General features: G+C 48.6%; 19 protein-coding genes. 13 read left to right on the forward strand and 6 right to left on the reverse strand.

Annotated features, from left to right (window positions below):
- Positions 1 to 240: 240 nt before the first annotated feature.
- A complete protein-coding gene (locus tag B8987_RS15295; protein WP_020374046.1) occupies positions 241 to 2,277 on the reverse strand; it encodes a glycosyltransferase in 2,037 nt (678 codons plus the stop codon).
- 171 nt (positions 2,278 to 2,448) lie between these two features.
- Here B8987_RS15295 and B8987_RS15300 point away from each other — a divergent pair, with 171 nt between their 5' ends.
- The 5 genes from B8987_RS15300 to B8987_RS15320 all read left to right on the forward strand — a co-directional run bounded on the left by B8987_RS15300 (position 2,449) and on the right by B8987_RS15320 (position 7,041).
- The gene (locus B8987_RS15300; RefSeq protein WP_020374047.1) at positions 2,449 to 3,285 is read left to right on the forward strand and encodes a DeoR/GlpR family DNA-binding transcription regulator; all 837 of its coding nucleotides are present in this window, start codon (positions 2,449 to 2,451) and stop codon (positions 3,283 to 3,285) included.
- 197 nt (positions 3,286 to 3,482) lie between these two features.
- Positions 3,483 to 4,031, forward strand: a complete 549-nt coding sequence (locus B8987_RS15305) for a hypothetical protein (protein WP_020374048.1) — start codon at positions 3,483 to 3,485, stop codon at positions 4,029 to 4,031.
- A 26-nt stretch (positions 4,032 to 4,057) separates the two neighbouring features.
- Entirely contained in the window at positions 4,058 to 4,954 is an 897-nt protein-coding gene (locus B8987_RS15310; protein ID WP_020374049.1) for a galactose-1-phosphate uridylyltransferase, read from the forward strand.
- A gap of 6 nt (positions 4,955 to 4,960) precedes the next feature.
- Positions 4,961 to 6,100 carry a galactokinase gene (locus B8987_RS15315; RefSeq protein ID WP_176213249.1) on the forward strand — a complete coding sequence of 380 codons (1,140 nt, stop codon included), beginning with the start codon at positions 4,961 to 4,963 and terminating at the stop codon, positions 6,098 to 6,100.
- A 23-nt stretch (positions 6,101 to 6,123) separates the two neighbouring features.
- A complete protein-coding gene (locus tag B8987_RS15320; RefSeq protein WP_020374051.1) occupies positions 6,124 to 7,041 on the forward strand; it encodes an aldose 1-epimerase in 918 nt (305 codons plus the stop codon).
- Positions 7,042 to 7,108: 67 nt separating this feature from the next.
- Here the strand turns inward: B8987_RS15320 and B8987_RS15325 are convergent, their stop codons facing one another.
- Positions 7,109 to 10,276 carry an efflux RND transporter permease subunit gene (locus B8987_RS15325; protein WP_157782341.1) on the reverse strand — a complete coding sequence of 1,056 codons (3,168 nt, stop codon included), beginning with the start codon at positions 10,274 to 10,276 and terminating at the stop codon, positions 7,109 to 7,111.
- A gap of 177 nt (positions 10,277 to 10,453) precedes the next feature.
- Here B8987_RS15325 and B8987_RS15330 point away from each other — a divergent pair, with 177 nt between their 5' ends.
- Positions 10,454 to 11,821, forward strand: coding sequence for a CCA tRNA nucleotidyltransferase (locus tag B8987_RS15330; RefSeq protein WP_020374053.1), 1,368 nt, complete (start codon positions 10,454 to 10,456; stop codon positions 11,819 to 11,821).
- 68 nt (positions 11,822 to 11,889) lie between these two features.
- On the forward strand, positions 11,890 to 12,690 hold the full coding sequence (locus tag B8987_RS15335; protein ID WP_020374054.1) for a dioxygenase family protein: 801 nt from the start codon (positions 11,890 to 11,892) through the stop codon (positions 12,688 to 12,690).
- Between the two features lie 247 nt (positions 12,691 to 12,937).
- Here B8987_RS15335 and B8987_RS15340 read toward each other — a convergent pair whose 3' ends face one another.
- Entirely contained in the window at positions 12,938 to 13,366 is a 429-nt protein-coding gene (locus B8987_RS15340; RefSeq protein WP_020374055.1) for a hypothetical protein, read from the reverse strand.
- 394 nt (positions 13,367 to 13,760) lie between these two features.
- Between B8987_RS15340 and B8987_RS15345 the strand changes: the two genes are divergently transcribed.
- The gene (locus B8987_RS15345) at positions 13,761 to 14,678 is read left to right on the forward strand and encodes a GNAT family N-acetyltransferase (RefSeq protein ID WP_081503193.1); all 918 of its coding nucleotides are present in this window, start codon (positions 13,761 to 13,763) and stop codon (positions 14,676 to 14,678) included.
- A 25-nt stretch (positions 14,679 to 14,703) separates the two neighbouring features.
- Here the strand turns inward: B8987_RS15345 and acnA are convergent, their stop codons facing one another.
- A complete protein-coding gene (gene acnA / locus B8987_RS15350) occupies positions 14,704 to 17,409 on the reverse strand; it encodes an aconitate hydratase AcnA (RefSeq protein WP_020374057.1) in 2,706 nt (901 codons plus the stop codon).
- Between the two features lie 139 nt (positions 17,410 to 17,548).
- On the opposite strand from acnA, the gene B8987_RS15355 reads away from it, so the two are divergent.
- The 5 genes from B8987_RS15355 (at position 17,549) to B8987_RS15375 (ending at position 22,826) form a co-directional block, all read left to right on the forward strand.
- Entirely contained in the window at positions 17,549 to 19,120 is a 1,572-nt protein-coding gene (locus tag B8987_RS15355; protein WP_020374058.1) for a peptide chain release factor 3, read from the forward strand.
- 33 nt (positions 19,121 to 19,153) lie between these two features.
- The gene (locus B8987_RS15360; protein WP_020374059.1) at positions 19,154 to 20,107 is read left to right on the forward strand and encodes an aldo/keto reductase family protein; all 954 of its coding nucleotides are present in this window, start codon (positions 19,154 to 19,156) and stop codon (positions 20,105 to 20,107) included.
- A 557-nt stretch (positions 20,108 to 20,664) separates the two neighbouring features.
- A complete protein-coding gene (locus tag B8987_RS15365; RefSeq protein ID WP_020374060.1) occupies positions 20,665 to 21,129 on the forward strand; it encodes a hypothetical protein in 465 nt (154 codons plus the stop codon).
- Positions 21,130 to 21,343: 214 nt separating this feature from the next.
- Positions 21,344 to 21,853, forward strand: a complete 510-nt coding sequence (locus tag B8987_RS15370; RefSeq protein WP_020374061.1) for a P-loop nucleotide/nucleoside kinase family protein — start codon at positions 21,344 to 21,346, stop codon at positions 21,851 to 21,853.
- A 172-nt stretch (positions 21,854 to 22,025) separates the two neighbouring features.
- Entirely contained in the window at positions 22,026 to 22,826 is an 801-nt protein-coding gene (locus B8987_RS15375) for a CPBP family intramembrane glutamic endopeptidase (protein WP_020374062.1), read from the forward strand.
- On the opposite strand, the gene B8987_RS15380 is transcribed toward B8987_RS15375, so the two are convergent.
- On the reverse strand, positions 22,790 to 23,185 hold the full coding sequence (locus B8987_RS15380) for a MaoC/PaaZ C-terminal domain-containing protein (RefSeq protein ID WP_020374063.1): 396 nt from the start codon (positions 23,183 to 23,185) through the stop codon (positions 22,790 to 22,792). The two genes, B8987_RS15375 and B8987_RS15380, sit on opposite strands and share 37 nt — an antisense overlap.
- Positions 23,182 to 23,619, reverse strand: a complete 438-nt coding sequence (locus B8987_RS15385; RefSeq protein WP_020374064.1) for an FAS1-like dehydratase domain-containing protein — start codon at positions 23,617 to 23,619, stop codon at positions 23,182 to 23,184. Before B8987_RS15385 ends, B8987_RS15380 begins: the two co-directional genes overlap by 4 nt.
- Between the last annotated feature and the right edge of the window lie 123 nt (positions 23,620 to 23,742).

Raw genomic sequence — 23,742 nt, forward strand, 5'->3', positions numbered from 1 at the left:
AAAGAATGGACCGGCCAATACGGGAAATGGGAGATTATTAACCCCTTATTCTTGGTGATTTAAATAGCGGTCTATTAGCCAGGGTTATTCCCCTTCCCCCGAGTTGCCCCGGCATGTTGGCAGGGGCATCCTAAACTCAGAGGTGTCTACGGTTTTTTTGTGCCCTTTTTCCCTCTTTGTTCCGTTCTCTTCTTCTCTTCTGCGATTGTTGGGCAATGGTGGCATAGGAGCGTTGGGACTCTAACGCCAGGCACCCATCAGGGGAGGGGGGACCGTAGGATTATCCACAGAATACTGAGGACCATTCGCGTTAAACAGAAAAAAGAGTTCGTCTGCATATTGCATGTACAGAGTCCGGTTTTTTTGCACAATTAACCGGTATAAATATTGTTGATTAGCCTGATTAAATTCACGGGACATGGAATGGGGTCGTACCCGGTAAAAGAAATAGGGTTCGGGAATGGCTACACCATGGCATCCGTGACTCAACATCCGGATCAGACTTTCGTAGTCTTCCATTCCATACTCCATTTCCGGATCGTTTTGGCCATAGGCGAGGAAATGGTCCCGAAGATAAACCAAGGCACTCGTATTGAGAGGGTTATGGAAGAGGGCATAGGGCGGTTCAGGATTCCATGTTGGCCAAATATGATGATCGACTCCAAAATATTGAGCCCAACAGCCAACAAAACTGACGTTATCATAATGCTGTAAAATTTTGATGGCCCGGGGATAATATCGCGGATCGACTTTATCATCGGCATCAAGAAAGGCCAAAAAAGTTCCCGTTGCCTTTGAGGCACCGAAATTACGGGCCCTAGCGAGTCCTTGGTTAGGTGTGCGATAAATTGTCGTATCGGGATAGGTGCGGGCGGCTTTGCGCAAGGTAGCAATACTTACACCATCTGTTGAACCGTCATCAACAACGATGATTTCTTTGTTTAACGATGAGGGAAGTTGCATGAGACTATCTAAAGTTTCTAAAAGATAAGGCCCCAAGTTATAAAAGGGAATGACGATACTTAGGTGCCCTTGTTTGGAAACCGGTATCAATTCGGACGATGGAGTAGGACGGATCACGGGAAAGGACCTGGGCTGATCTCCATGAAGGAGCGAGCGGATATAATCCATTTTCTTTTCATAAATGGACTCTGGATCGGTCCATGACGCCACCCGTGTTCTGGCCTGATGTCCCATTGTGGATTGCTGATCCAAAGAAAGTTCCGTGGCCCTTTTAATGGTTCGCCCTAAGTGTTCCGCCTGACATAAAAAGCCACTTTCACCGTCGATAATGACTTCCTTTTGCCCTCCACTTTGGGTCGCGACAACCACACATTCATAACTCATGGCTTCTAACAAGACGTACGGCAAATTGTCGAAACGGGAAGGTAAAATCACACAACCGGCTTGGGCATAAAAAGCCCCCAGTTCTTCGGAAGAAATGGCCGGATGCAAACGGATTAGCCCTTTTCGCAGATATGGTTGATATCGCGTGTCGATATAGGACTTAAAGCTGGTACCTTTGGGATAATAAGGACTGTCATGGCCGACGATATCCAGTGGCCAGGTAAATCCGTCATTCCATAAGGGCACTAAAGCCTCTAACAAGTCTAAAATCCCTTTAAATAATTGGAGCCGGCCAACATATAATAAGCGTTCTTGGCGTGAGGTTTTAGCGGGTTGTGGCGGTACGCGATATGGATTGGGAATGACTTCCACCGAAAGATCAGGAAGACTGTGTGTTAAGGCCGTCCGTAAAAACGCAGAAGGCGAGATGACCCCATCAGCGGCTCGTAAACTAAAACGCTCTAACTCACCCGTCCAATAGTCGGGAAATTGATACGTGGGAGCCCGGTCAATCGGATCTAAAAGAAATTTTGGGTTGTGCGCCGTGATGATCACCGGAATGTTCACAAAAAGTGGATCCAACGTGCGTTTACGCTGCAATAAATGCGCGGCAATTCCCAGATACTCTTGACTCTCGATGAGATCCGGAGGACCTTCACGGACGATCAAATCCTCGACAATCTTCGCATACGCATAACTAAGTTGGGCCGGATATCCGAGCATGAGATGGGAATCCCACAAAGACGAAAATCGAATAACACGAATTCCCTCGATGACAAGTTCTTTCCTGCCCTGTGCTTGTTCATCATACACAATGACCGTGACTTCATGGCCATAATCGGAAAAAAGCTGAGCTGTCAAGCCCGCATAGGTGGCAATCCCTCCACCGAAAAAAGGGGGGTACTCTGTGGTGAGTAACCAAAATTTCAACGATTTGTCCTCCCGTTCCATGCAAGATGCCATGAATTCGTCATAATGGCTTTATGATAACAAAAAGGCTCAATAGGTGCCCGGTTCATTCTTTGAATCACACTAAATAACAAAAAAATGTGATTATCTGTTAGAAGCATGTTATGATATGACGAAGGAGGCACTAAACCCGTGAGACCCCGTGAACGACAAGAAAAGGTTTTAACATGGATTGCCAAACATGGGAGCGGATCGGTCAAAGATCTAGCCCGGGAACTGGGCGTTTCCGAGATGACCATTCGACGGGACCTGCGAGTACTACAGCAGCACCGTTTATTGGAACATGTCACAGGAGGCGTTGAGGTCAAGCGCAGTGCCACGGAACTGGCCTTTGAAGTTAAGCGCCGCCTCTATCAGGCCGAAAAACAGGCGATTGCCCGACAAGCGATTCAATTGATTGAGTCTGGCATGACCATTGCGTTTTCTGCGGGAACCACAACATGGGCTATTGCTCATGCTCTGCGGGGATTTCGCCATTTGACGTTTGTGACCAATTCCACGAATATCGCGTTGGAATTGCAACAACAAGGATGGTCTCACATTATTTTGACAGGGGGCAATTTTCGGACGCCATCTGACGCTTTGGTAGGACCTTTTGCGGAATATACGGCCCGCCACTTACACACGGATTTGTTGTTCCTGGGCGTTCATGGTCTAGATGTAGAGGAAGGCATGAGCACGCCGAATATTCAAGAGGCCGCCATTGACCGCGTGTTCATCCATCATGCCGAGCGAGTGGTCGTTGTCATGGATCCGACCAAATGGGGAGTCAAAGCCTTGGCACATATCGCTCCCATTGAGGACATTGAGACAATCATTACCTGTGATAGTCCATCGTCTCGCCTTTTTGCCCCGCGCGTAGCAGAAAAAGGCGTGGAAATGATTCTGGCTCCAGTCAATACAGAAGAAATGGCCAACAGCCATGATCAAGATGCTCCCAAAGAGGTCTATGAAGGGCGTGATGTGTGACGTCATTATGGAGATGTGAGACTAAGAATCATGAGGATGGACGGACAATATGGTATTACACGGCAGTGCCGCCGATTGCGCCTGCTAACCCAAGCAAACCGCTAGCGACAGTTGTAACCGGATCCCACCATTTGGCCAGAGAGCTAGCACGTTCTTTGGGTTCGTCGGAGCCAGTAATTCTTGTTGGAGCGAAGCCCATGGCCCAATCACCGGTCTGGTGCCTGCCCAATGCCTGGACAACACCCGAAGTGTGGGAATTGATTAGTCATCAATACACGATTCACACGATTTATCATTTGGCACCTTGGGATATGGTCGATATCAAAGATCCGGCCACACTCTTTGAGCGAATTGTGTCAGGAACCTCAATGTTGATGACGATAGTTAAATCTTTGGCGACGGGTGGTTTATTTATCATCACTCCTGACACGAATGGATGTTCTGGTGTGCGCAACAAGGCGTTCACCGAAGCCATGGGTCAACTAGAACGCCAAATTGTTTATGTGGCACAAAGCGAATTATGGCCATATGCGTTATTGCGCTGGCCTTGGTGTGGTGAAGAAGATCGAATCAACGGGTCCGCAGGTGCCCAGGAGGTCGTCCGCGCGTGTAAAGAGGTGGGGCAGCGTTTGAACCAGACCATAAATCAGGGGACAGACTCTTCACTCTCATGGCCCATTGATGACCCTGCCATGAGAGAGGCGGTAGAAATTTTCGTGCCGGGGCCTTCGAAGAAGTTTACGTGATCCCGTTATACGAAGGAGGGAGCAGGATGATTGTCCTGCGACAAGATCCGTTAACTGAGGAATGGGTCAGTTTAAATGCTGACCGTCAGGAACGCCCATTGACGGCGGGACGCCTAATGGGCTGTCCTTTTTGCCCGGGTGAGGGAACTGAAGTAGGAACGGTACCGTTTGATGTCGCGGTGTTTGAGAATAAATTCCCAGCATTTCATGCCCCAGGCGCCTCCGAGGTGGTGGTCTATTCCCCGCACCATCACGATGATTTAGCCTATGTGTCAGTTGAACACGGGACATTAATTTGGCATGTGTGGATGGATAGGACCAAAGCATTGATGCAAGATGCGAGCATTCAAGCCATCGTGGTCTTTGAAAACCGTGGGAGTAAGGTTGGAGCAAGTATCGCTCATCCTCATGGCCAAATTTATGCATATCCGTATATTCCGCCCCGGTTACAGCGGGAACGGCAGCAATTTTTGTCAACCTGCCCACTATGTCATTTTCATGAGCCTCATGGTCCCTATATTATGGCCAATGACTTGTGGCGCATTGAAGTGCCTTATGCCCCACGGATGCCGTATCAATTGTGGTTAGTGCCTCAGCGGCATGTCGCCCATCTCGCGGAATTAACTGAGGAAGAAGTTGGGGAGGGTGTGCGGCTGATGCAGCATATCGTGCGCACCTATGACACATACTTTGGCCTTCGCACCGCGTTGGTGATGGCCTTGTATCAAGAAGTGCAGAAGTCCTCTGCCTACCATTTGCGCTGGGATTTTCTGCCGATTGATCGAGGGCAGGGAAAAATTAAATACTTGGCGGGATCAGAGCTTGCCATGGATGCGTTCGTTGTCGACATGACTCCAGAATTTGTCCAGTCTACCCTCGAACCGATTTTTCAACGGATTCATCAAGAAAAGAGGATGAACTAAGTGCCCGTGAGAGCCGAAACATTAGTCAATCACTTCTCGCAGTTATTTGGGGAGCCCCCTCAAAGTGTGTGGGAATCTCCTGGACGCGTTAATCTAATAGGCGACCACACCGACTACCAAGGCGGATTTGCCTTACCGATTGCAGTGCCTTACAGCACCTGGATTGCAGCTCAGTTACGCCCTGATGAGGAAATTCATGTATATAGTGACTATCTTCCCGATCAAAGGGTTGATCTTCCCCTTGAGACTGTGTCTCGACTTGCCCAAAAGACGCCATTGTCAGGTCTTCTGGGATTTGTCGTGGCAGTATGGGACTTATTAGGCGTGACAACAGGCGCGAATATTCTTTTGATGTCGACCCTCCCCGTAGCGAGTGGACTCTCGTCGTCGGCTTCGTTGTCTTTAGCGCTATTAGCCGCCTTGTCCGATCTTGGCCAACGCCCTCATGATGCAAAGACGCTGATTCATCTCGCCCGGCAAGTCGAAAATGTCTATTTAGGTGTAGAGTCAGGAATTTTAGACCCTTTGGCTATTGTGTGTGGACAAAGAGATTGTGCCATACGCGTCGATGCTCTTGCGGAAGAAGGACAGCCTGTCTCTTTTAATTATGCGCAAGCCGGGAAATCACTTTTTATCATTGATACACGGACACCGAGAACTTTAGCAGGCAGTGGTTATCATGAGCGCGTTAAAGAAACAAAAGAAGCTAGTGACATATTAGGCATCCCTTGCTTGCGTTTTGCCTCAGACAAAAACATCGATCAACTGACTGATCCCGTGCTGAAAGCGCGCACGCGGCATGTCATTGGGGAAAATCAGCGGGTGCAAGCCACGATCGAGGCGGCAGAACGGGGCGATTGGAGTCGGGTTAATCAGTTATTGTGGGATAGTCACCAGTCCTTGTCGCGAGATTTCATGGTCTCGACACCCGTACTGGATGAAACGGTGGCATGGTTACAAGACATGGGGGTAGGAGCTCGAGTGACGGGGGCTGGATTTGGTGGTTCAGTCGTGGCACTCGGCGATTGTGAACAACAAGCCGACATTGAGGCCCTATTAATCCGCCGCTACCAGGAGAACCGCTGGGCATTACCCCGCGTATTGACCGTTTTGCGCCCAGCCGATGGGTTGCATAAGGTGTTATGAGTCAGAAAGAAGAGGATGGATGAATGCATGATCGAGTTCATCTCGAAAATTCATATTGGGCAGTAACGCTCTGGCCACAATGGGGAGCCACTATCGGGCAACTGATTCACGTACCTAGCCAACACGCATTAATCCGGGGCCCTTTGACTCAGCAAGATCTCGACCGTGAACCCTATTTGTTTGGCATGCCCTTATTGTTTCCTGCGGGACGCATTGCGGACGGACAATGCCATTATGGGACCGAACACTGGCAGTGGCCGCGTAATGACACCGCGGGACCCAATCATTTACACGGTTTCTTATGGAATAAGCCTTTTGACATTCAAATGAAATCAGAGACTCAATGTGTTCTGACTCCGGCGACGGATACCCTATCCCTATTAACTCACTATATGCACCAACCTCTAGCGGTACGTGTGGAATATGCCTTAACGCAACAGTTTCTTAAGATGCGCGCATCGTTTACCAATTTAGGTCGACGAGAGATTCCATTTGGTTTTGGATATCACCTCAATATTTGTCTTGCAACCGGGTGGCAGTTATCGCTGCCACCCGGACGCGCTTGGATTATGGGTCCCGATTTAATGCCCGTTCGCTTGGCCAGGCCCGGCGAATTGCCCCATGCTGAATGGTTGCATTCGCAATGGAATCCAAGGGATCTGGTGTGCGATATGTGTTACACCGTCAATAGCCCCGAACACCATGTTGTGGGATTCGAGGATGCCGATCAGCATCAAAAGATTTGGCTTCACGCCTTTGCACCATTTGGTCACTGGGTTTTATACCGACCTCACAAAACCGCCGACTTTATTAGCGTCGAACCGTATACTTGGGTTCACAATGCCCCTCATCTGCCGTATCCCCCAAAGCTCACCGGCTGGCGCGTCTTAAAACCCGGCGAAAAAGTCGAGACCTTATTAGTCTGGGAGAGTCCCATTTGAAAGAGCCCTCACCGGAAGCCATAGAAGTGTCCGGTGAGGGCGGAAATTAAGCCGCCAGATCGTAGCCTTAGGCAGTTTTGATCTGGGAATTCCCAGAATGTCGCCGTCCGTGATGCAAAATGCGGTACATAATGGGTACGACAACTAAGGTTAATAGGGTTGATGTGAAAAGACCTCCAATGACCACAACCGCCAAAGAGGCCGAAATGAGACTGCCTTCGTTAGCACCAAGGGCTAAAGGTAATAGCGCACCAATGGTTGCTAAGGCGGTCATAAGAATGGGACGAAGACGGGTAGAGCCCGCTTGAAGCAGGGCGTCATCTAACGCCATACCCTCATGGCGGTGCTGTTGCACTAAATCAACAAGCACAATCGCGTTAGTCACCACAATGCCAATTAACATCAAAAACCCAATGAGGGCCGGAATGCCTAAAGGTTGGTGACTAATATATAAACCCATGAGGGCGCCGATGACGGCTAAGGGTAAGGAAAACAAAATTGCGAGCGGGGCCAAGCCGCCGCCAAAGGCTAGGACCATGATCAGATAGACCAATATAATGGCGGCGACAATGGCCTCGCCTAACTGGCTAAATGCCTGGGATTGTAATTGCGACACTCCTCCCATGACGGTGGAAACGCCCGAAGGAAGATGAGCTTGAGCAATGGCGTGTGCAATCAAGTGGGTGACCTTTCCGACATTTTGTGCTGTAATCACTGCGGACACTGTAGCCGTGGGAATGCCGTTAGTTTGGGTAATTGTGGTTTGCACCGATTGCATCGACACGGTTGCTACCTGGCTTAGGGGAACCCTATGGCCAAGAGGAGTTTGAATGGGCACGTTCTTAAGAGCGGACAAAGACATGGTCGAATTATGAGGCAGTTGGAGATAAACCGGGATCGTCGACGTTTGAGAAGATAGGGTGCCCACTTGACTGTTCACGAAATACGGGGAGAGTTGGCCCAAAATATCGGATGATGTCAAGTCTAGGGCCGCTGCGGCGGACGGTTTAATCTGCACCGTAATTTCTGGTTGATTGGTGGATAATTGATTTTGTACCTGGCTAACCCCCGGTTGCTGCTGCATAATCCGGGCAACCGTTTGACTGGCTGCCGCTAAATGCGCGGGATTGGATGATTGGACTAAGACTTGGAGTTGATTGGTGCTTGACCCACCTCCAAAGGAACTGCCAGGTGCGACGGAAAAAGTGGCTCCAGATAGATGCAGGGCATTTAAGCGATTGTCCAGTTCGGTAGAAAGATTTTGAGGATCAGCCGTCGGCGCCAAACTGATGAAGAAATTGGCGACGTTACTTTGCACGATGGATTTTGAAGCTTTGGTGGGGGCTCCTACCGTGGTTTGATATTGGAGAACTCCTGGCAAATGGCGAATCACCTTTTCTACCTGCAGACTATCGGCATTGGTCGCAGCGAGAGTGGTACCTGCGGGTAAAATCATTTTGGCATTAAGCGAAGGCGTTGACGTGGGCGGTAAAAAGGCAGTACCAATGGTGGGAACTAATGCGAGACTTCCCACCAGCAAAATAGCCGCAGAGGATAATACCACGAATGGGTGGTGAAGACTCCATCTGAGGACTTTGCGGTAAAGACGAGCGGGAGCCCATTCATGTTTGGTGTCTATGTGTCCTTTGCCCAAAAAGACATGGATCAGGATGGGATTGACCACTAGAGCCACGAACCACGATGCAATGAGAGAAAAAACCACTGTCAAGGCAAATGGCCGGAAAAATTCGCCGACAATCCCACTTACCAGCCCAATGGGGAAAAACACGCCAATCGTGGTAAGGGTCGATGCGGTAATGGCTGAAGCCACTTCTTTGGCCCCGTGAATGATGGCGTCAGCTCCTCGTTGCCCCGTGGCTTGCATTCTGCGGTAAACGCTTTCTAACATCACGATACTATCATCCACCACACGTCCAACGGCCACAGCCATGCCGCCTAAAGTCATCATATTCAAGGTTATCCCGATGGCATGAAGCACAATCATACTAATAAAGATCGACAAGGGAATAGCGACAACCGCGACCAAGGTCGAGCGGCCGTTCCATAGGAAGAAGGCAATCACAATGACGGCCAAAATCGCTCCTAAAATTGCTTCCCGGGCCATACCGTTGACCGAGGCTTTAATGCTGGTTGCCTGATTTTGTAAAACAGATAATGTCACACCTTTGGGCAACTGAGACTGCAAGGTATTGATTTGTTGCAAAACATTATGCGCGACGTCGACGGTGTTTGCATCAGAGGTTTCGATCACATTCAGGGTGACGCTGGGGTGACCATCAAGACGGCTGATCGTGCTTGCAGGGGCCGTTACGGTGTTGAGGGTGGCTAGATTTTTTAGTGTCAATGAATTCGCTGATGGGGAGAAATGAGATATCTTGGACGTGTTTGGAAGTGATAGATTTGAGGAAACAATCGGCAAGTTAGCCAATTGTTCTAGCGTATTGGCGGCAGGGGCGGCCACAATGGAAATCCCTTTGTTATTCATTACAGCTTGCCCCAACGGAAACGTTTTTAAGGCATCTTGCACATCGGTGGAAATTTCTTCGGGACTTAAATGGTGTGCTTGGAGCGCTTGAGGATTTAAGGTAATTTGAATGGCCGGACTGTCCACACCAGCCACCGTCACGGAAGATACGCCACTCACCGAAGATAGGGCGGGAGCGATGACATGGTTAGCAATCTGTCCGAGTTGAGACAACGAGGGCCCGGATAAAGACACAATCATAATGGGTAAAGCATTTAAATCTAATGTATTAATGGTAGGTGTAGAGGCGCCTTGTGGTAAGGCGATACCTTGTAATGCACGCGTGACGGCACTGTCGGTTTGCGAGGTATTGACGCCGACATTAAATTCTGCGGTAACGACCGAATAGCCCTCACTGGATGTCGAATTGACTGAAGAGATGTTAGGCAGGCCGATTAACGCTTCTTCGATAGGAGCTGTGACGTCTTCAGCGACGGTCTTCGGCGGTGCCGAAGGATATTGTGTCACGATATTGACAACGGGTGCGCTAATACTAGGAAAGCTTTCAATCGGCATCTGAAAGAGGGACCAGATGCCTCCAGCAATACCAATAACCACCAAGAGGATGATAAAGGTGACGTTGTTCAGTGCGGCCTTCGTCAGTCGGTAAATAATAGACCCTCCTTCAACCCTGTCGGACCAATGGGACGGGGTAATATCTTCAAATAATCCGTTAGTACAACAAATCAAATGAATGTTACAAGATTTTAGGAAAAACTGCAAACGCTCAATGACCGCGATAAGAACGATTTTCTGCGAACACTAAAGATGTCAACTGGACACGATTTAGGATGAAACAAAGTCTAGAATGCGGCGGCGTTAGAGGATAAGATGAGAAGACAGATGACCAAGGTAAGGAGGAGCACCATGGAGCAGCCATGGCGCAGGCAAATTCCTTCGACCGTGAGACGTTTATGGTCGTCATTACGGGAGTCTTCGGTGCCGACGTATTTAGTCGGAGGGGCTGTAAGGGATTTGTTGCGCGGTGTGAGACCGCATGATTACGATTTGGCGTCCCGAAGAACGCCAGAACAGGTAATAGCTTGGGCACATCAGCATCAGTGGCGAGTGATCGCTACGGGAGTGCGGTTTGGCACGGTTAGCTTGTATGACCCGCGTGCGCCTCAGTGTATTATCGAGCACACAACCTTGCGACGGGAAGGGCGGTATCATGATGGGCGCCATCCTGACCAGGTTGACTGGACAGATAATATTGAAGAGGATCTAGCTCGGCGGGATTTTACGATCAATGCTCTTGCCCTCACTTGGGAAGGGCGTTTGATTGATCCCTACGGAGGGCAGAAGGATTTGGACCGAGGGATTATTGCCTGTGTCGGGGATGCCCACCGCCGTTTGTCTGAGGATCCATTACGAATCTGGCGTGCGGTGCGCTTTGTGGGAATGGACCATCACGGCCAACCTTTTCAACTGGCACAATCCCTTCAATCTGCCATAGAGCGCTTATGGCCGCAATTGAAAAGAATCAGCGTCGAGCGCCAACGAGACGAGTTATGGCGGCTGTTACAGACCCCGCATTTTGGACGGGCGTTATGGGAAGCGGAGCGCTTTGGCTTATTTGTGGTGATATGGCCCCATTGGCGAATGACGCAAGGATTCGTTCAGCGAAATCCTTATCACCGATATATATTAAACCACCATTTATTATACACCGCTCAAGAAGGTCCAAGCCCATTATTGCGATTAACCGGGCTCTTACATGATATCGGAAAACCATGGACCTATACGTTGGACGCCAAAGGACACGGGCATTTTTATGGTCACGCCGAAACAGGAGCGGTTTTGGCCAAAAACCTGTTGGAATCCCTTCATTTTGACCACAAAACGATTAGGACCGTAACCGCGTTAATTGCTCATCATATGTATCCATGGGAACAAGTGGAAGCCAAAACTTTAAGACGTATTGCTCGAGAATGGGGAGACGAGCATGTTCAACAATTGTGGATACTCCGCAAAATGGATATTATTGGAGCAGGATATCACACGCGTTGGGCCGCTGAAGAAAGGGTGAAACGCCGCTGGAACGAGGCGCTTAGTCCCTCCTCGTCGCCAACACGCTTAGCCATCAATGGAAAGGATATTATGCGCTGGCTCCATCTCTCTCCGGGGCCCGAGGTCGGCAGGTGGCTAAAACAAGTACAGCAATGGGTCGATGATGATCCGGCGATTAATGACCCACAAATCCTGAAGGAGCGCATTCTTAATGCCATAAAATAGGAGCCATAACGCTAGATCTTGGGCGGGTGGTCCTCTAACGAATGATCGGGAAAAGAGGTCGAAAGCAAATGGCACTATTAGGCGGAATTTATGCCCCAAACACGCCAACTTTGATTGGCGATCTGGGAATCCGTCACGAGGCTACGGAACGGGCCTTGAAAGATCTGGGCCAGCGTCTTCAGGATTTGTCATCCATCGATGCGATTCTGGTCATTTCGCCGCATTTTGTGACAGGAAGAGGTTTTGGCCTCGTCAATTCTTCGCCGTTGCGGCAGATCTTTGATTTTACAGGATTTCCATCTGCATTCTACCACGTGCATTATTCACCACCTGGCGCCCCTGAGGTCGTGCAGACCTTAGAGCAATTAGCTCGGCAAGTCGATGTTCCTATCGCAGTAACAGACCAATGGGGACTGGATCACGGAGCGTGGGCCCCATTACATCATCTCTTCCCAGCCGCAAAAATTCCTGTGGTTCCAATTTCCATTTGCCCCGAATTAGGTCCAGCAGTCCACGAGACATTGGGACATCAAATTCACCAATTGGCCGAGAAATTTCATCTTTTGGTCATAGCGACGGGATCGTTGATTCATCGTTTGGATTTATGGAATCAGGATTTGGTGAGTTACCCGGAGGATGCTCGCCAATATCTAAGGACTGCGAAAGAAGCCTTTATGCAAGGACAGTGGGAACTTCTTTGGAATGCTCCAATCAGTTGGCGAGAGCACGCTGCTCCCGAAGGCGGCGAATTGCCCTTGCGGGTCTTGGCCGGCGCTATCCCTTCATTCCGTGCAGAAATTCTTGCCGAGGAAGAAGAATTTTCAGCCGTTTCGTTGACGACGGTTTTTTTCCAGCCGACCGGTGAATAAAGGCGTGATGGAAGAAGATTGGTAACTCATTTCATCTCCCAGCACATTTACATTTCGGCTTATCCGTTCACTGATAATGTAACGGCCATTATGCGGTCTTAACATCAACAGACTTCGTGAGCTTTCTTGATCAATTGGCGATATGTGGTAAGAAATCGACACCCATTCCGGGCATCATTGCCCCATGTGAAATGGCGCACTTGAGCCGTCAAAGTCATGGGAAGATCACTTGGGGTCTCTATTGTCATTACCATGACGCCTGATCAGGACTGTCGGGAATTCCTCGTAAAGGTCCCATCCACCATCCAAACGGCGTGCCCCACACTCCATAGCTGTGATCATCCGCTATGGCAAGAATCGAATAAAGCTGTTTTGAGCGCACAAACAGGGGATAGTTACCAGACCAGGAAAAATGTCCGGATCGAATTTCTGCGATACCGAGAAAAACGATACCAAGATTGAGATACTGTTCCACATCGACATTCCAAGTCCACCATGCTTGATCGTTTAAACCTTGTGGCGCATGGGCGAAATACAAGGAAACTTGGCGATATGAAGACCAGTTGCCAGTGGAATTAATTCTCAGAGGTCTCGCCTTGATAAACGCGGCGTAAGTCTTGAAACTCGACTCGGGTCGAGAGAACCACTCTTGTCCATTGATGGTGATGTGCTCCATTAATTTCGCCTCCTTATATTCATTTTATGTCGTTGGGATACGTTGCAGGAAAGTCAAAATGCGCGAAATCCGTTTAGGGCGGGTGCCATCTATTCGCGCAGCTAGGATATCTCAGCCGCGGTATCTTCCGTAATCAGCCGTTTACCATTCCATTCTCAAGGCCTTTTTCTGCAATTGGACAATCACGCACTAACACAATCATCTTGAACCGCTTAATCCTTCATATCGTCATTATCAGAGTAGTTCGGTTGTAGTGGCGTAGAATTAAGGTCTGTATTTTGTGCTTTGGCTCATCGCAAGCTTTCTATAAGATTCATCGTTTGATATGATTCACGACAACATCGGAATTTGAGACCACAATGAGTAGAATTTTTGGCTGGGAAAGAAGGGGAGGATGATGACAAGATTTCAAGGGCCTGAAGAACTGTCGTATCATGACTTTACCCGGCGGGTAAACGATTATTTAATGAAATCAGAATCCGCCCATAATTTACTATTGGGATTAATCGCTCAGTTGGATAGAAACCCTTCACTAACGGAAAACGCTTATTGGATGAGTATTGAGGATGATACGGGTGCTATTTGTGGAGTGGCGCTGCGCACAGGCGGCCATCAACTTGTTTTATCCGATTTTCGCGACGAACAAGCGGTCTACGAACTAGCTTGTGAACTTTATCAGCGTCATATCGATTTGCCCGGGGTTCTTGGTCCTGTAACATTGGCCAAAAGGTTTAGTGACACCTGGGCGGAGCTGAGGGCATGTCAATCTAAACGCCTGATACGTGAACAGATTTATGAGTTAACGGCAGCATCCTTGCATGCTATACCGCCTGTTTTAGGGGAAGAAATGGTTCAGTTGACCGACCAAGACGATGCCGACTGGTTAGTCTCCTGGATCGTTGAATTTGAACGAGAAGCCATGCCAGAAATGGTTTCGACTCCGGAACATGCCCGCTCAGTAGTTCAGAACCGATTACAAGGGTCTTATCGTGAAGGCGGGTTTTTTATCTTAAGAGACGGCGGGGTTCCGCGGAGTGTCGTTGGCTATGCTCATCCTACCCCGCATGGGATTCGCATTGCGCCTGTGTATACTCCACCAAATTGGCGCAACCACGGTTATGCTCGTCGTCTTGTGGCATTTAGTTGTCAAGCGCTTCTCGCCCTTGGATATACGGACATTTATTTATTTGCTGACCAAGCTAATCCAGCGGCTAATCGTGTCTATCAACAGACGGGTTTTCAGGCTGTGCGTGAAGTGGATCAATATCAATTTACCTGTGGCCATTCTAATGCATCCGGCGAAGAGGGATAACGATCTTCGCCGGATTTTTTCGGTTTTATGCCAGATGATTTAACACAGTTTGCAGAATGCCATTGTTATGGAAATATTCAATCTCCACGGGCGTATCTAAACGGGAGATGACATGAAAACTCCTTGGCGTTTGAGTATGCGGGGAGTGAACCTGCACAGTGACCTTGGCTGCCGGAGTTAGCGGTGATGGCAAGATCACATCCAGTGTTTCGTCTCCCGTCAATTCCCACGACTGTGCGGATTGGCCGGGCTCGAATTGCAACGGCAAAATACCCATCCCAACGAGATTGCTTCGGTGAATGCGTTCAAAACTTTCCGCAATGACCGCACGTACCCCAAGCAATTTGGGTCCTTTAGCTGCCCAATCCCGGGAACTACCTGTTCCATATTCTTTACCGGCGATGACGACAAGAGGTGTGCCTTGATTCTTATAGGCCATGGCTGCGTCAAAAATTGGTAATACCTCACCGGATGGGTAGACACGGGTGATTCCGCCTTCACTGCCTGGCACCATGAGATTGTGAATCCGGATATTGGCAAAAGTCCCTCGCATCATAACCTCGTGATTCCCGCGGCGTGACCCGTACGAATTGAAATCTTGCGGAGCGACCTGATGGGATAACAGATACTGTCCAGCAGGGCTATTCACAGGGATGCTTCCAGCTGGCGAAATATGATCTGTTGTCACCGAGTCCCCGAAAATGGCAAGAATGCGGGCACCATGAATATCTTCGTGGGTGCTGTCATGGGCTTCGAAAAACGGGGGCTTTTGAATATAGGTTGAGGATTCGTCCCAGGCATAGGTACTGCCTGAGATTTCCGGCAACTGGTTCCATAATGGGTTGGCGCCAAACACTTCGTTATATTGTTCGGTAAACAGTAATGGTTGGAGGGCTTTGGCCAGGGTTTCTTGAATTTCGTGATTACTGGGCCAAATATCCCGGAGAAAAATGGGATGGTTCTCGGCGTCATAACCCAAAGGATCGTCATTCCAATTAATTCGCATGGTCCCCGCTAAGGCATAGGCCACCACGAGAGGCGGCGACGCTAAATAATTGGCCTTGACAAGAGGATGAACGCGGCCTTCAAAGTTGCGGTTCCCGCTTAAGACGGCGGCTACCGTCAAATCTTGCTCTTGAATCGCTTGAGAGACCAATGGAGGTAAGGGTCCGCTATTACCAATACACGTGGTGCACCCATAACCGACAATGTCAAAGCCTAATTGTTCCAGAAAGGGTAATAAGCCAGCCGCTTTTAAGTAGGCTGTAACGACCCGGGAGCCGGGGGCTAATGACGTTTTGACATAAGACTTGACCTTTAATCCACGCTCTACAGCCTTTTTGGCCAAAAGCCCGGCGCCAATCATGACGGAAGGATTAGAGGTATTGGTACAGCTGGTTATGGCGGCAATGACCACAGAACCCTGACCAATCGTTTCTTGATGCCCATCCTCCCACGTCATGGTGGCCGTTTTGTGGATTTGGTCAGGAGTCAGACCAAACCCTCGTTGGCTAACATCTTGGCGCAGGGATTGTTCAAAGGCTTCAGGCATTGCCGTCAAATCAATACGGTCTTGGGGACGTTTGGGACCAGCTAAACTGGCACGGACATCGGCCAGATCAAGTTCGATGACTTCTGAAAATTCGGGATCTGGCGTATCGTTTGTGCGGAACAATCCTTGTTCTTTGAGATACCATTCGGTCAGGCGAACATGCTGATCATCTCGGCCGGTTTGTCGCAAATACCGGATGGTTTCCGCGTCGACGGGGAAAAACCCCATAGTCGCTCCGTATTCGGGTGCCATGTTAGCAACGGTCGCGCGATCAGCAATACTCATTTGCGCGACACCAGGACCGAAAAATTCCACAAATTTGCCGACAACGCCATGCTGGCGGAGAATCTGGGTAATCGTCAAGGCCAAATCGGTGGCGGTAACGCCTTCGCGAAGTTGGCCCGTCAGCCGGAATCCAATCACGGCCGGGGCGACAAATGATAGAGGTTGGCCTAACATATTAGCTTCGGCTTCAATGCCGCCAACACCCCAGCCTAGAACACCCAAACCGTTGATCATGGTTGTATGAGAGTCGGTGCCAACGACGGAATCCGGGAAGACCACAATCTGCTCTCCATCCTTACGGGTTGCCACGACCGATGCGAGGTATTCTAAATTCACTTGATGAACAATGCCTGTCCCGGGAGGAACTACCCGGAAATTATGAAAGGCTTGTTGCGCCCATTTCAACAGGCGATATCGTTCGTTGTTCCGTTGAAATTCACGTTCTGTATTGATTTGCAATGCCGTGGGTGTACCGAACGCGTCAACTTGCACGGAGTGGTCTATTACTAAATCAACCGGGACCAAAGGATTGATTTGGGTGGGATCTTTGTGAAGACGAGACGCCTCATCACGCATGGTTGCTAAGTCGACAACGGCCGGCACACCTGTGAAATCTTGCAGTACAACGCGAGCCGGTTTAAAAGGAATGTCACCACTAGCGGAAGGATTATGCGGATCCCAGTGGGCTAGACGCAAGACATCATCTTTGGTGATTTGATGACCATCCATTTGACGTAATAAAGATTCCAACAAGATTTTTATGGAAAAGGGAAGGGTATTAATGGAGGTCGAATTTTCTGAGTTCAGCGCATCAAGACGATAATAAATAATCGGGAGGCCTTCGAAAACTGTCTTAACGCGGGCATTAAATTCATCATGCTGCCTGTCTTTCAATGTCTGTCACCTCGATTTTGAACTCTGTAGACAGAAAGAGCCATGACTATTGTAAACCACTTTTGCTTGTTGTCGATGTGTGAAGCGGCGTTTAGGATGATATAATTTACCGGTAATCATCAGAAGGAGCGGGAATATTGTGAGCACGTTGCGAGATAACATTGTGTCTGGGCGAACATTTGCCATCATTTCACATCCGGATGCCGGAAAAACAACTTTGACCGAAAAACTTCTCTTGTTTGGTGGAGCCATCCGTGAGGCTGGGGCGGTAAAAGCTCGCCGGCAACAAGCTCATGCTCGTTCCGATTGGATGGCTATTGAGCAACAACGAGGAATTTCTGTCACATCGACCGTCTTGCAGTTTCATTATAACGGATACCGGGTGAACTTGTTGGACACTCCTGGCCACCAAGACTTTAGTGAAGATACATACCGGACGCTTTTGGCTGCGGATAGTGTCGTAATGGTGATTGATGCTGCCAAAGGCGTCGAACCGCAGACAGTGAAACTCTTTCAAGTCGCCTCGAGCCGTCATATTCCGGTCTTTACATTTATTAACAAGTTAGATCGGGAGGGGCGGGATCCCTGGGATCTCCTTCAAGAAATTGAGCAAGTCTTGGGGATTCAAACGTATCCCATGAACTGGCCTGTAGGCATGGGCTTAGATTTTCGTGGCATTTATGATATTCATCATCGGCGGTTTGAACATTTTGACCGAGCTAACCAGGATTACCGAATCGTGGATTATGCTGCAATGCATGATCAGATTCCCGACGATCAACGGCACGCCTTGGAAGAAGCCTTAGAGTTGATTATGGATGCGGGAGAGCCTTTTTCTGAACAGAAAGTCACTCAAGGTCTCCTTTCCCCTGTGTTTTTTGGGAGTGCCATTGCGAATTTTGGCGTGAAATCTTTTCTAGATACCTTTTTGCAACTCGCGCCGCCTCCCACACCACGGCCTAGCACGATAGGACCTATAGATCCAAGCCGTGAGGGTTTCAGCGGTTTTGTATTTAAGATTCAGGCCAATATGAATCCCCAGCATCGTGACCGCATCGCTTTTGTTCGCATTGTTTCGGGACGCTTTGAACGCGGCATGGCCGTCAATCATGTCCGTTCAGGACGGGTTATCCGATTAAGTCAACCTCAGCAATTTTTAGCACAAGATCGGTTTATTGTGGAAGAAGCATTTGCGGGCGATGTAATTGGGCTTCATGATCCTGGCCTTTTCCATATTGGAGATACCTTAACGGAAGGCGAACAGTTCGAATTTACCGGTTTTCCCCGGTTTAGCCCGGAACACTTCGCTGAAATCGAACTCAAATATGCGTTGAAACACAAACAATATCAACGCGGTCTCAGCGAATTAACGGAAGAAGGATTGATTCAGGTCTTCCATCCTACAGATTTAGGGCCCCAGATCTATTTGGGCGTCGTCGGACCCCTACAATTTGAAGTGTTGGAATACCGGATGAAAATGGAATACGGGGTCGATATTACGATTCGTCCCCTGAATTATTCGATTGCACGGTGGATAGAAGGGACATTGCCTGAGCTAGGTCGGTTCGACCGAGCGCGGGTCGTACTAGACGCGGATGAACAACCTGTATTACTTGTGGAAGATGAATATACCTTGGCACGTTTGCAAGAAAAACACACGAATATGCGACTGCATGAGTCATCGTTATTGGTTTCGCCGTATTTGTCATAATCGGGTTGATGGACACTTAAGGGGGATTATTCAATGAAATATCGGCGGTTAGGAAAGGCCGGAATCAAAGTCTCAGAAATTGCCTTAGGAAGTTGGCTGACTTATGGAACAGTCACGGAACAGAATACAGCTGAAGCCTGTGTTCATCAAGCTTATGAGCTCGGTGTTAATCATTTTGACTGTGCCAATGTCTATGGTAGTACACCGCACGAAGCCGAGCGATTTTTGGCTAAAGCCTTGCAACCCTTTCCTCGTGATTCCTATGTGTTAACGACCAAAGCTTTCTGGCCCGTGGGACCGGGAGTCAATGACCGGGGCCTGAGTCGAAAGCACCTGACCAGTCAATTAGAGCAGAGTCTCAAAGCGCTCAACACCGACTATGTCGATATTTTTTACTGTCACCGATATGATCCGGATACCGAAATGGAAGAAATTGTAAGCACGATTGACGACTTTGTGCGGCAAGGTAAAGTGCGTTACGGTGGGGTTAGTGAATGGCCAGCTGAGAAAATTGCTGAGGCTGTGCAAGTGCAAAGTGTGTTAGGAACGCATCCATTGCGTGCCAGTCAACCCGTTTATAACATGTTTAACCGCTATATCGAACAGGCGGTATTACCGTTATGCGAACAGTATGGACTTGGCGTGGTCGTATTTTCCCCATTAGCTCAAGGTCTTTTGACGGGAAAATATCGCAAAGGTCAGCCATTGCCTCCGGGTTCGCGGGCAACGACCGAAAAAATTAGCCATTTTATTACCCGGTATCTAACTGATGAAAACTTTGCCAAAGTGGAAGATCTGTTGTCCGTCGCTAACGATTTGGGAATATCTTTAAGCCAGTTGGCTTTAGCTTGGGTACTACGCCAACCGGCAATTTCTAGTGCCTTAATTGGGGCCTCTAAACCCGAACAAGTGGTAGAGAATGTTAAGGCTGTAGATGTCGAGTTACCTCTGGACATATTAAAACGCATTGATCAGATTTTACAGTAATTCCTGACATCATGGCCACGATTATGTGTTTTCTCGGCCGGAGCTGTCCCTTTTGGGGACAGCTCCTTCAATTTAGCCATTCGTGGGATGCTTACGCAATTTAACTCAGAAATGGGCGATCGTTTTCATTTCGTATGTCCAATGCGCGGTTTTTTCAATCGTGGTGTTTCATCCATACCGTTCCATCATGGGTTGCTACTGCAAGAGTTACCCAATCCCGGTCATGCAGCGTTTTCCCGGCCGAATCCGTTGGCGGTCATGACCTCTTAGGTAACCATAGATCTGGTGAGTGTAGAGCCTTCAGAGGCATGAGACAGAAGCTCTTTTCGGTATTGATGTCTTAGAGTATCTCACGATTTCATTCGGGTAGACTCTCGCAGTTTACAAAAGGAATAGCATTGTCATCATGGTCTGGGCCGCACTGGGGCATGTCTGGTGAATATTATGCTGACATCTTCTCGGACCAAATCCATGACGTACAAAATATTTAATACAATAAATAGGGATAAGAGAACCTCATCGTGGCGGAAATATATTAAAGGCGGCGTAGGGAGCGAATGCAAACCATGAGACAGCACATTGATCGTTGGAGTCATGCGGCCCTAATATTAGGACTGATCACGCTAATAACAGGATGCGGAGCACATCATGTCGCCGTGACACAGCATATGAAGCCCAATTCTATAAGCCATAGTCAACCCGCTCAATTACCTCTACTGTTACCACTTGAGGGTACGAATCCCGTATCCACTTTAATTGTGGAACGAGGACATGGCTCGCGAAATCTTCCGGTATTGGTTGCTCATAATGCACAGCTCATGGTAGAAGTGGGCTGTACCGGTGGAGGTGTTCTCCAAATCAAGCCCTTGACGACTGTAGGACCTTGTACGGGATCAGGGTTGTTCACCAATGCCTATTCCGGAATGAACGGGAGAGCGCTGCACTTATCTATAATTGCAAGGCCTCAAGTTGTTTGGGAAATCCGCGTGGCGATGAGTCAGAGTCCCGCTTATCCCCAATAAGCAATCGTATCACTAAGGCAGTCATCTCGTAGAAAGTTGTCGGAAATTAAGATAGTTTGAGATTTCCACCCATGAGACTGGTCTTCCGGACGAATTAAATGGCGGGAGTCCATAACATTTTTTGATTAAAGTTCAGAGTTTTCGTTGAGATTAATTGCCCTTGTCCTTGGCATTAATTCGTCGGAATTTATTAAATTCGGGAAAGAGGACTATAATGTATATCCTCGTCAACGGTCTCCCCGGATCGGGAAAGAGCACATTAGCGGCAGCCTTAGGGCACGCTTTACAGTGGCCGGTCCTTGAAAAAGATGTGTTTAAAGAGGTATTGTTTGATGAATTGGGTATAGACGATCGGCAATGGTCTCGTAAGCTTGGCATGATCAGCATTACATTAATGTATCGTCTTGCAAAGACGATGCCTCATGCCATTCTTGATAGTGTTTTTGATCGCCATCTGGCGCCACGCGATTTAGCTGAATTGAAAGGACCTATGGTGGAAATTTATTGTGATTGCCCGCCATTTATTGCAGAACAGCGGTTCCAAGCACGTCAGATGCGTTCACGCCATGAGGGCCATATCCGTGGCGGTATAAATTTTTCTGAATGGATAGAAAAAGCCGGGGAGCCCCTGGCAATTTATCCTGTGCTTCGTGTCGATACAACAAGACCTGTAAATTTAATGGATGCGCTGATGTGGATTGCTCAATACAATCAGGAGACGTGATGATCAGCAACTTACGTTCTGATCGTACAGCGGCTACCAACCCCCAAAGTAGCTTCTGCCAAGGATGTTAATCGATTCCCTTCGGACCTACAACGTGAAGGAATAAGCCCGTACGCAGTTTATTGTCATAGAATCGTGTCCCGCAGATTATGCATGTACAGGGTGAATTATTGTGAAGAAACTGCGATCGCTTCAGAAATTTTGGCCAGGTGTGTTCAGTCCGCCAGCCCAAAACTTTCTCCAACCCATGGCATCCATTGCAGCCTGGCGTGTATTTCTCGCCACCGTAATGGGGGGCTGTGCGGTCCTGATCTTGGGTAACGTTACCAAAAGCAGCATGGCGGGCTATGGATATGGAGCGGTATTATTTACAGCGTTGAGCTGGCCTTATGTACCGCAATTGCTCAAAACGATTCATTGGACAGATATGACGATAGCGCAATCCCTCTTATTGCTCATTGCCAGCATTGGATTAGGAGAGGTGGCCCAGCGTATTTTGGGCTTTAACCCACAGGCCCAAGGCATGAAACATATGAATTGGCCAATCGCTATTCATTTATTGTGGCAGTTTCCTTTGGTTCTTCCGGTTGAAAATCTTTTGTTAATTGGATCCATGGCGTGGCTTTGGAAATTTCTGCGGCCCACATCGCCAGGAAATCGATTGGGTGTCGCTGTTTTAAGTGCGGCCTTATTTGGATTATGGCATGTCCCATTCTGGGGCGGATGGACGATGTGGACCATTTCATTGAGCGTTTTACCATGGACGCTATATATGATGGCGACAGGTGATATCCTCGTGCCCCTGATTGCGCATATTTTGATGGACGTGATTGCCATGATTTCAACTTTTGCGCCACCTAACAGCGTGATAATCCATTTATTGTGGCCGCTTTTGGGAATTGGTCTGATTCTCTTGGGTTTGGGTCACTCTCTTTATCAAGACTGGCGTGTTAAACGGCGTAAAATTGCCTGACCAATGACAGCGGGTTTGTCGCTATCAGCCGCTTGGATGCTTAAGGTCACGTGAAGCGTTTCATCTTCGTTGCGCTTGACTGTCCCTGAGAAGATCAGGGATTCATTGGGACGGACAATTTGACGGAAACGAGCAGAAAATTCCTGGAGCACAAAGCCTTGAGCATAAAGCGGCGTTAAGAGGTTGTCGAATAAACCCATATTGAGCATGCCGTGAACAATAACCCCAGGCAAATTGTACTGTTTGGCGATCTCGGTATCATAATGAATGGGATTGAAGTCCCCCGAGGCTGCTGCATATCGGATGAGTTGTTCGCGACTTATGGTTTTTGTCCATGGACCAAGTTTTTCTGGAATCATAGGGCCGACTCCTTATCTAGAGTAATGATGAACAGCGACCGGGACACAAATACCATCTCATTTTGTGAATTGTGGGCAATGGTCTTTAAAGTCAGAAACACGGTTAATCCCCGTTTTTTCAAATTATCGATGCAGGCCACGACATGAACTTCATCGCCAGCTGTGAGAGGTAGAGCATATTCGAATTGCTGCTCGCCGTGAATGATTCCTGCGTCTGGAAGCTCAAGACCAGGAATATCTCCTGCCGTTAAGGTAAACGCAAAAGTCGGCGGAGCTATGATATCACGGTAGCCTTCAGACCGTGCGGCTTCTGGATCAAAATACGGGGGATAGGTGAGTTCGAGGGATCGGGAAAATTGTTTCAGCGTGTCACGGTCAATGTGATACATTTTGGGGGATGAACATCGTCCAATGAGATCCTCCGTCCATTCCATTGTTGTTGTCATCCTTCCTGATTATTTGTGGCTTTTCCATGAATATTTTTACAAGCACATGGTCTGCCCTTAAGCATTGGCATTGTATACTAAAAATATCAAAATCATCAAGACATCGGGAGT

Source organism: Sulfobacillus thermosulfidooxidans DSM 9293 (assembly GCF_900176145.1).
Taxonomy (GTDB): domain Bacteria; phylum Bacillota; class Sulfobacillia; order Sulfobacillales; family Sulfobacillaceae; genus Sulfobacillus; species Sulfobacillus thermosulfidooxidans.

What these genes read in the sequence shown, in the direction of transcription:
- B8987_RS15305 (WP_020374048.1), top strand. Translation starts at nt 3,483, where the DNA reads ATGGCCCAATCACCGGTCTGGTGCCTGCCCAATGCCTGGACAACACCC.
- B8987_RS15310 (WP_020374049.1), top strand. Translation starts at nt 4,058, where the DNA reads ATGATTGTCCTGCGACAAGATCCGTTAACTGAGGAATGGGTCAGTTTA.
- B8987_RS15320 (WP_020374051.1), top strand. Translation starts at nt 6,124, where the DNA reads ATGCATGATCGAGTTCATCTCGAAAATTCATATTGGGCAGTAACGCTC.
- B8987_RS15330 (WP_020374053.1), top strand. Translation starts at nt 10,454, where the DNA reads ATGGAGCAGCCATGGCGCAGGCAAATTCCTTCGACCGTGAGACGTTTA.
- B8987_RS15335 (WP_020374054.1), top strand. Translation starts at nt 11,890, where the DNA reads ATGGCACTATTAGGCGGAATTTATGCCCCAAACACGCCAACTTTGATT.
- B8987_RS15340 (WP_020374055.1), bottom strand. Translation starts at nt 13,366, where the DNA reads ATGGAGCACATCACCATCAATGGACAAGAGTGGTTCTCTCGACCCGAG.
- B8987_RS15345 (WP_081503193.1), top strand. Translation starts at nt 13,761, where the DNA reads ATGATGACAAGATTTCAAGGGCCTGAAGAACTGTCGTATCATGACTTT.
- B8987_RS15360 (WP_020374059.1), top strand. Translation starts at nt 19,154, where the DNA reads ATGAAATATCGGCGGTTAGGAAAGGCCGGAATCAAAGTCTCAGAAATT.
- B8987_RS15365 (WP_020374060.1), top strand. Translation starts at nt 20,665, where the DNA reads ATGCAAACCATGAGACAGCACATTGATCGTTGGAGTCATGCGGCCCTA.
- B8987_RS15370 (WP_020374061.1), top strand. Translation starts at nt 21,344, where the DNA reads ATGTATATCCTCGTCAACGGTCTCCCCGGATCGGGAAAGAGCACATTA.
- B8987_RS15380 (WP_020374063.1), bottom strand. Translation starts at nt 23,185, where the DNA reads ATGATTCCAGAAAAACTTGGTCCATGGACAAAAACCATAAGTCGCGAA.
- B8987_RS15385 (WP_020374064.1), bottom strand. Translation starts at nt 23,619, where the DNA reads ATGGAATGGACGGAGGATCTCATTGGACGATGTTCATCCCCCAAAATG.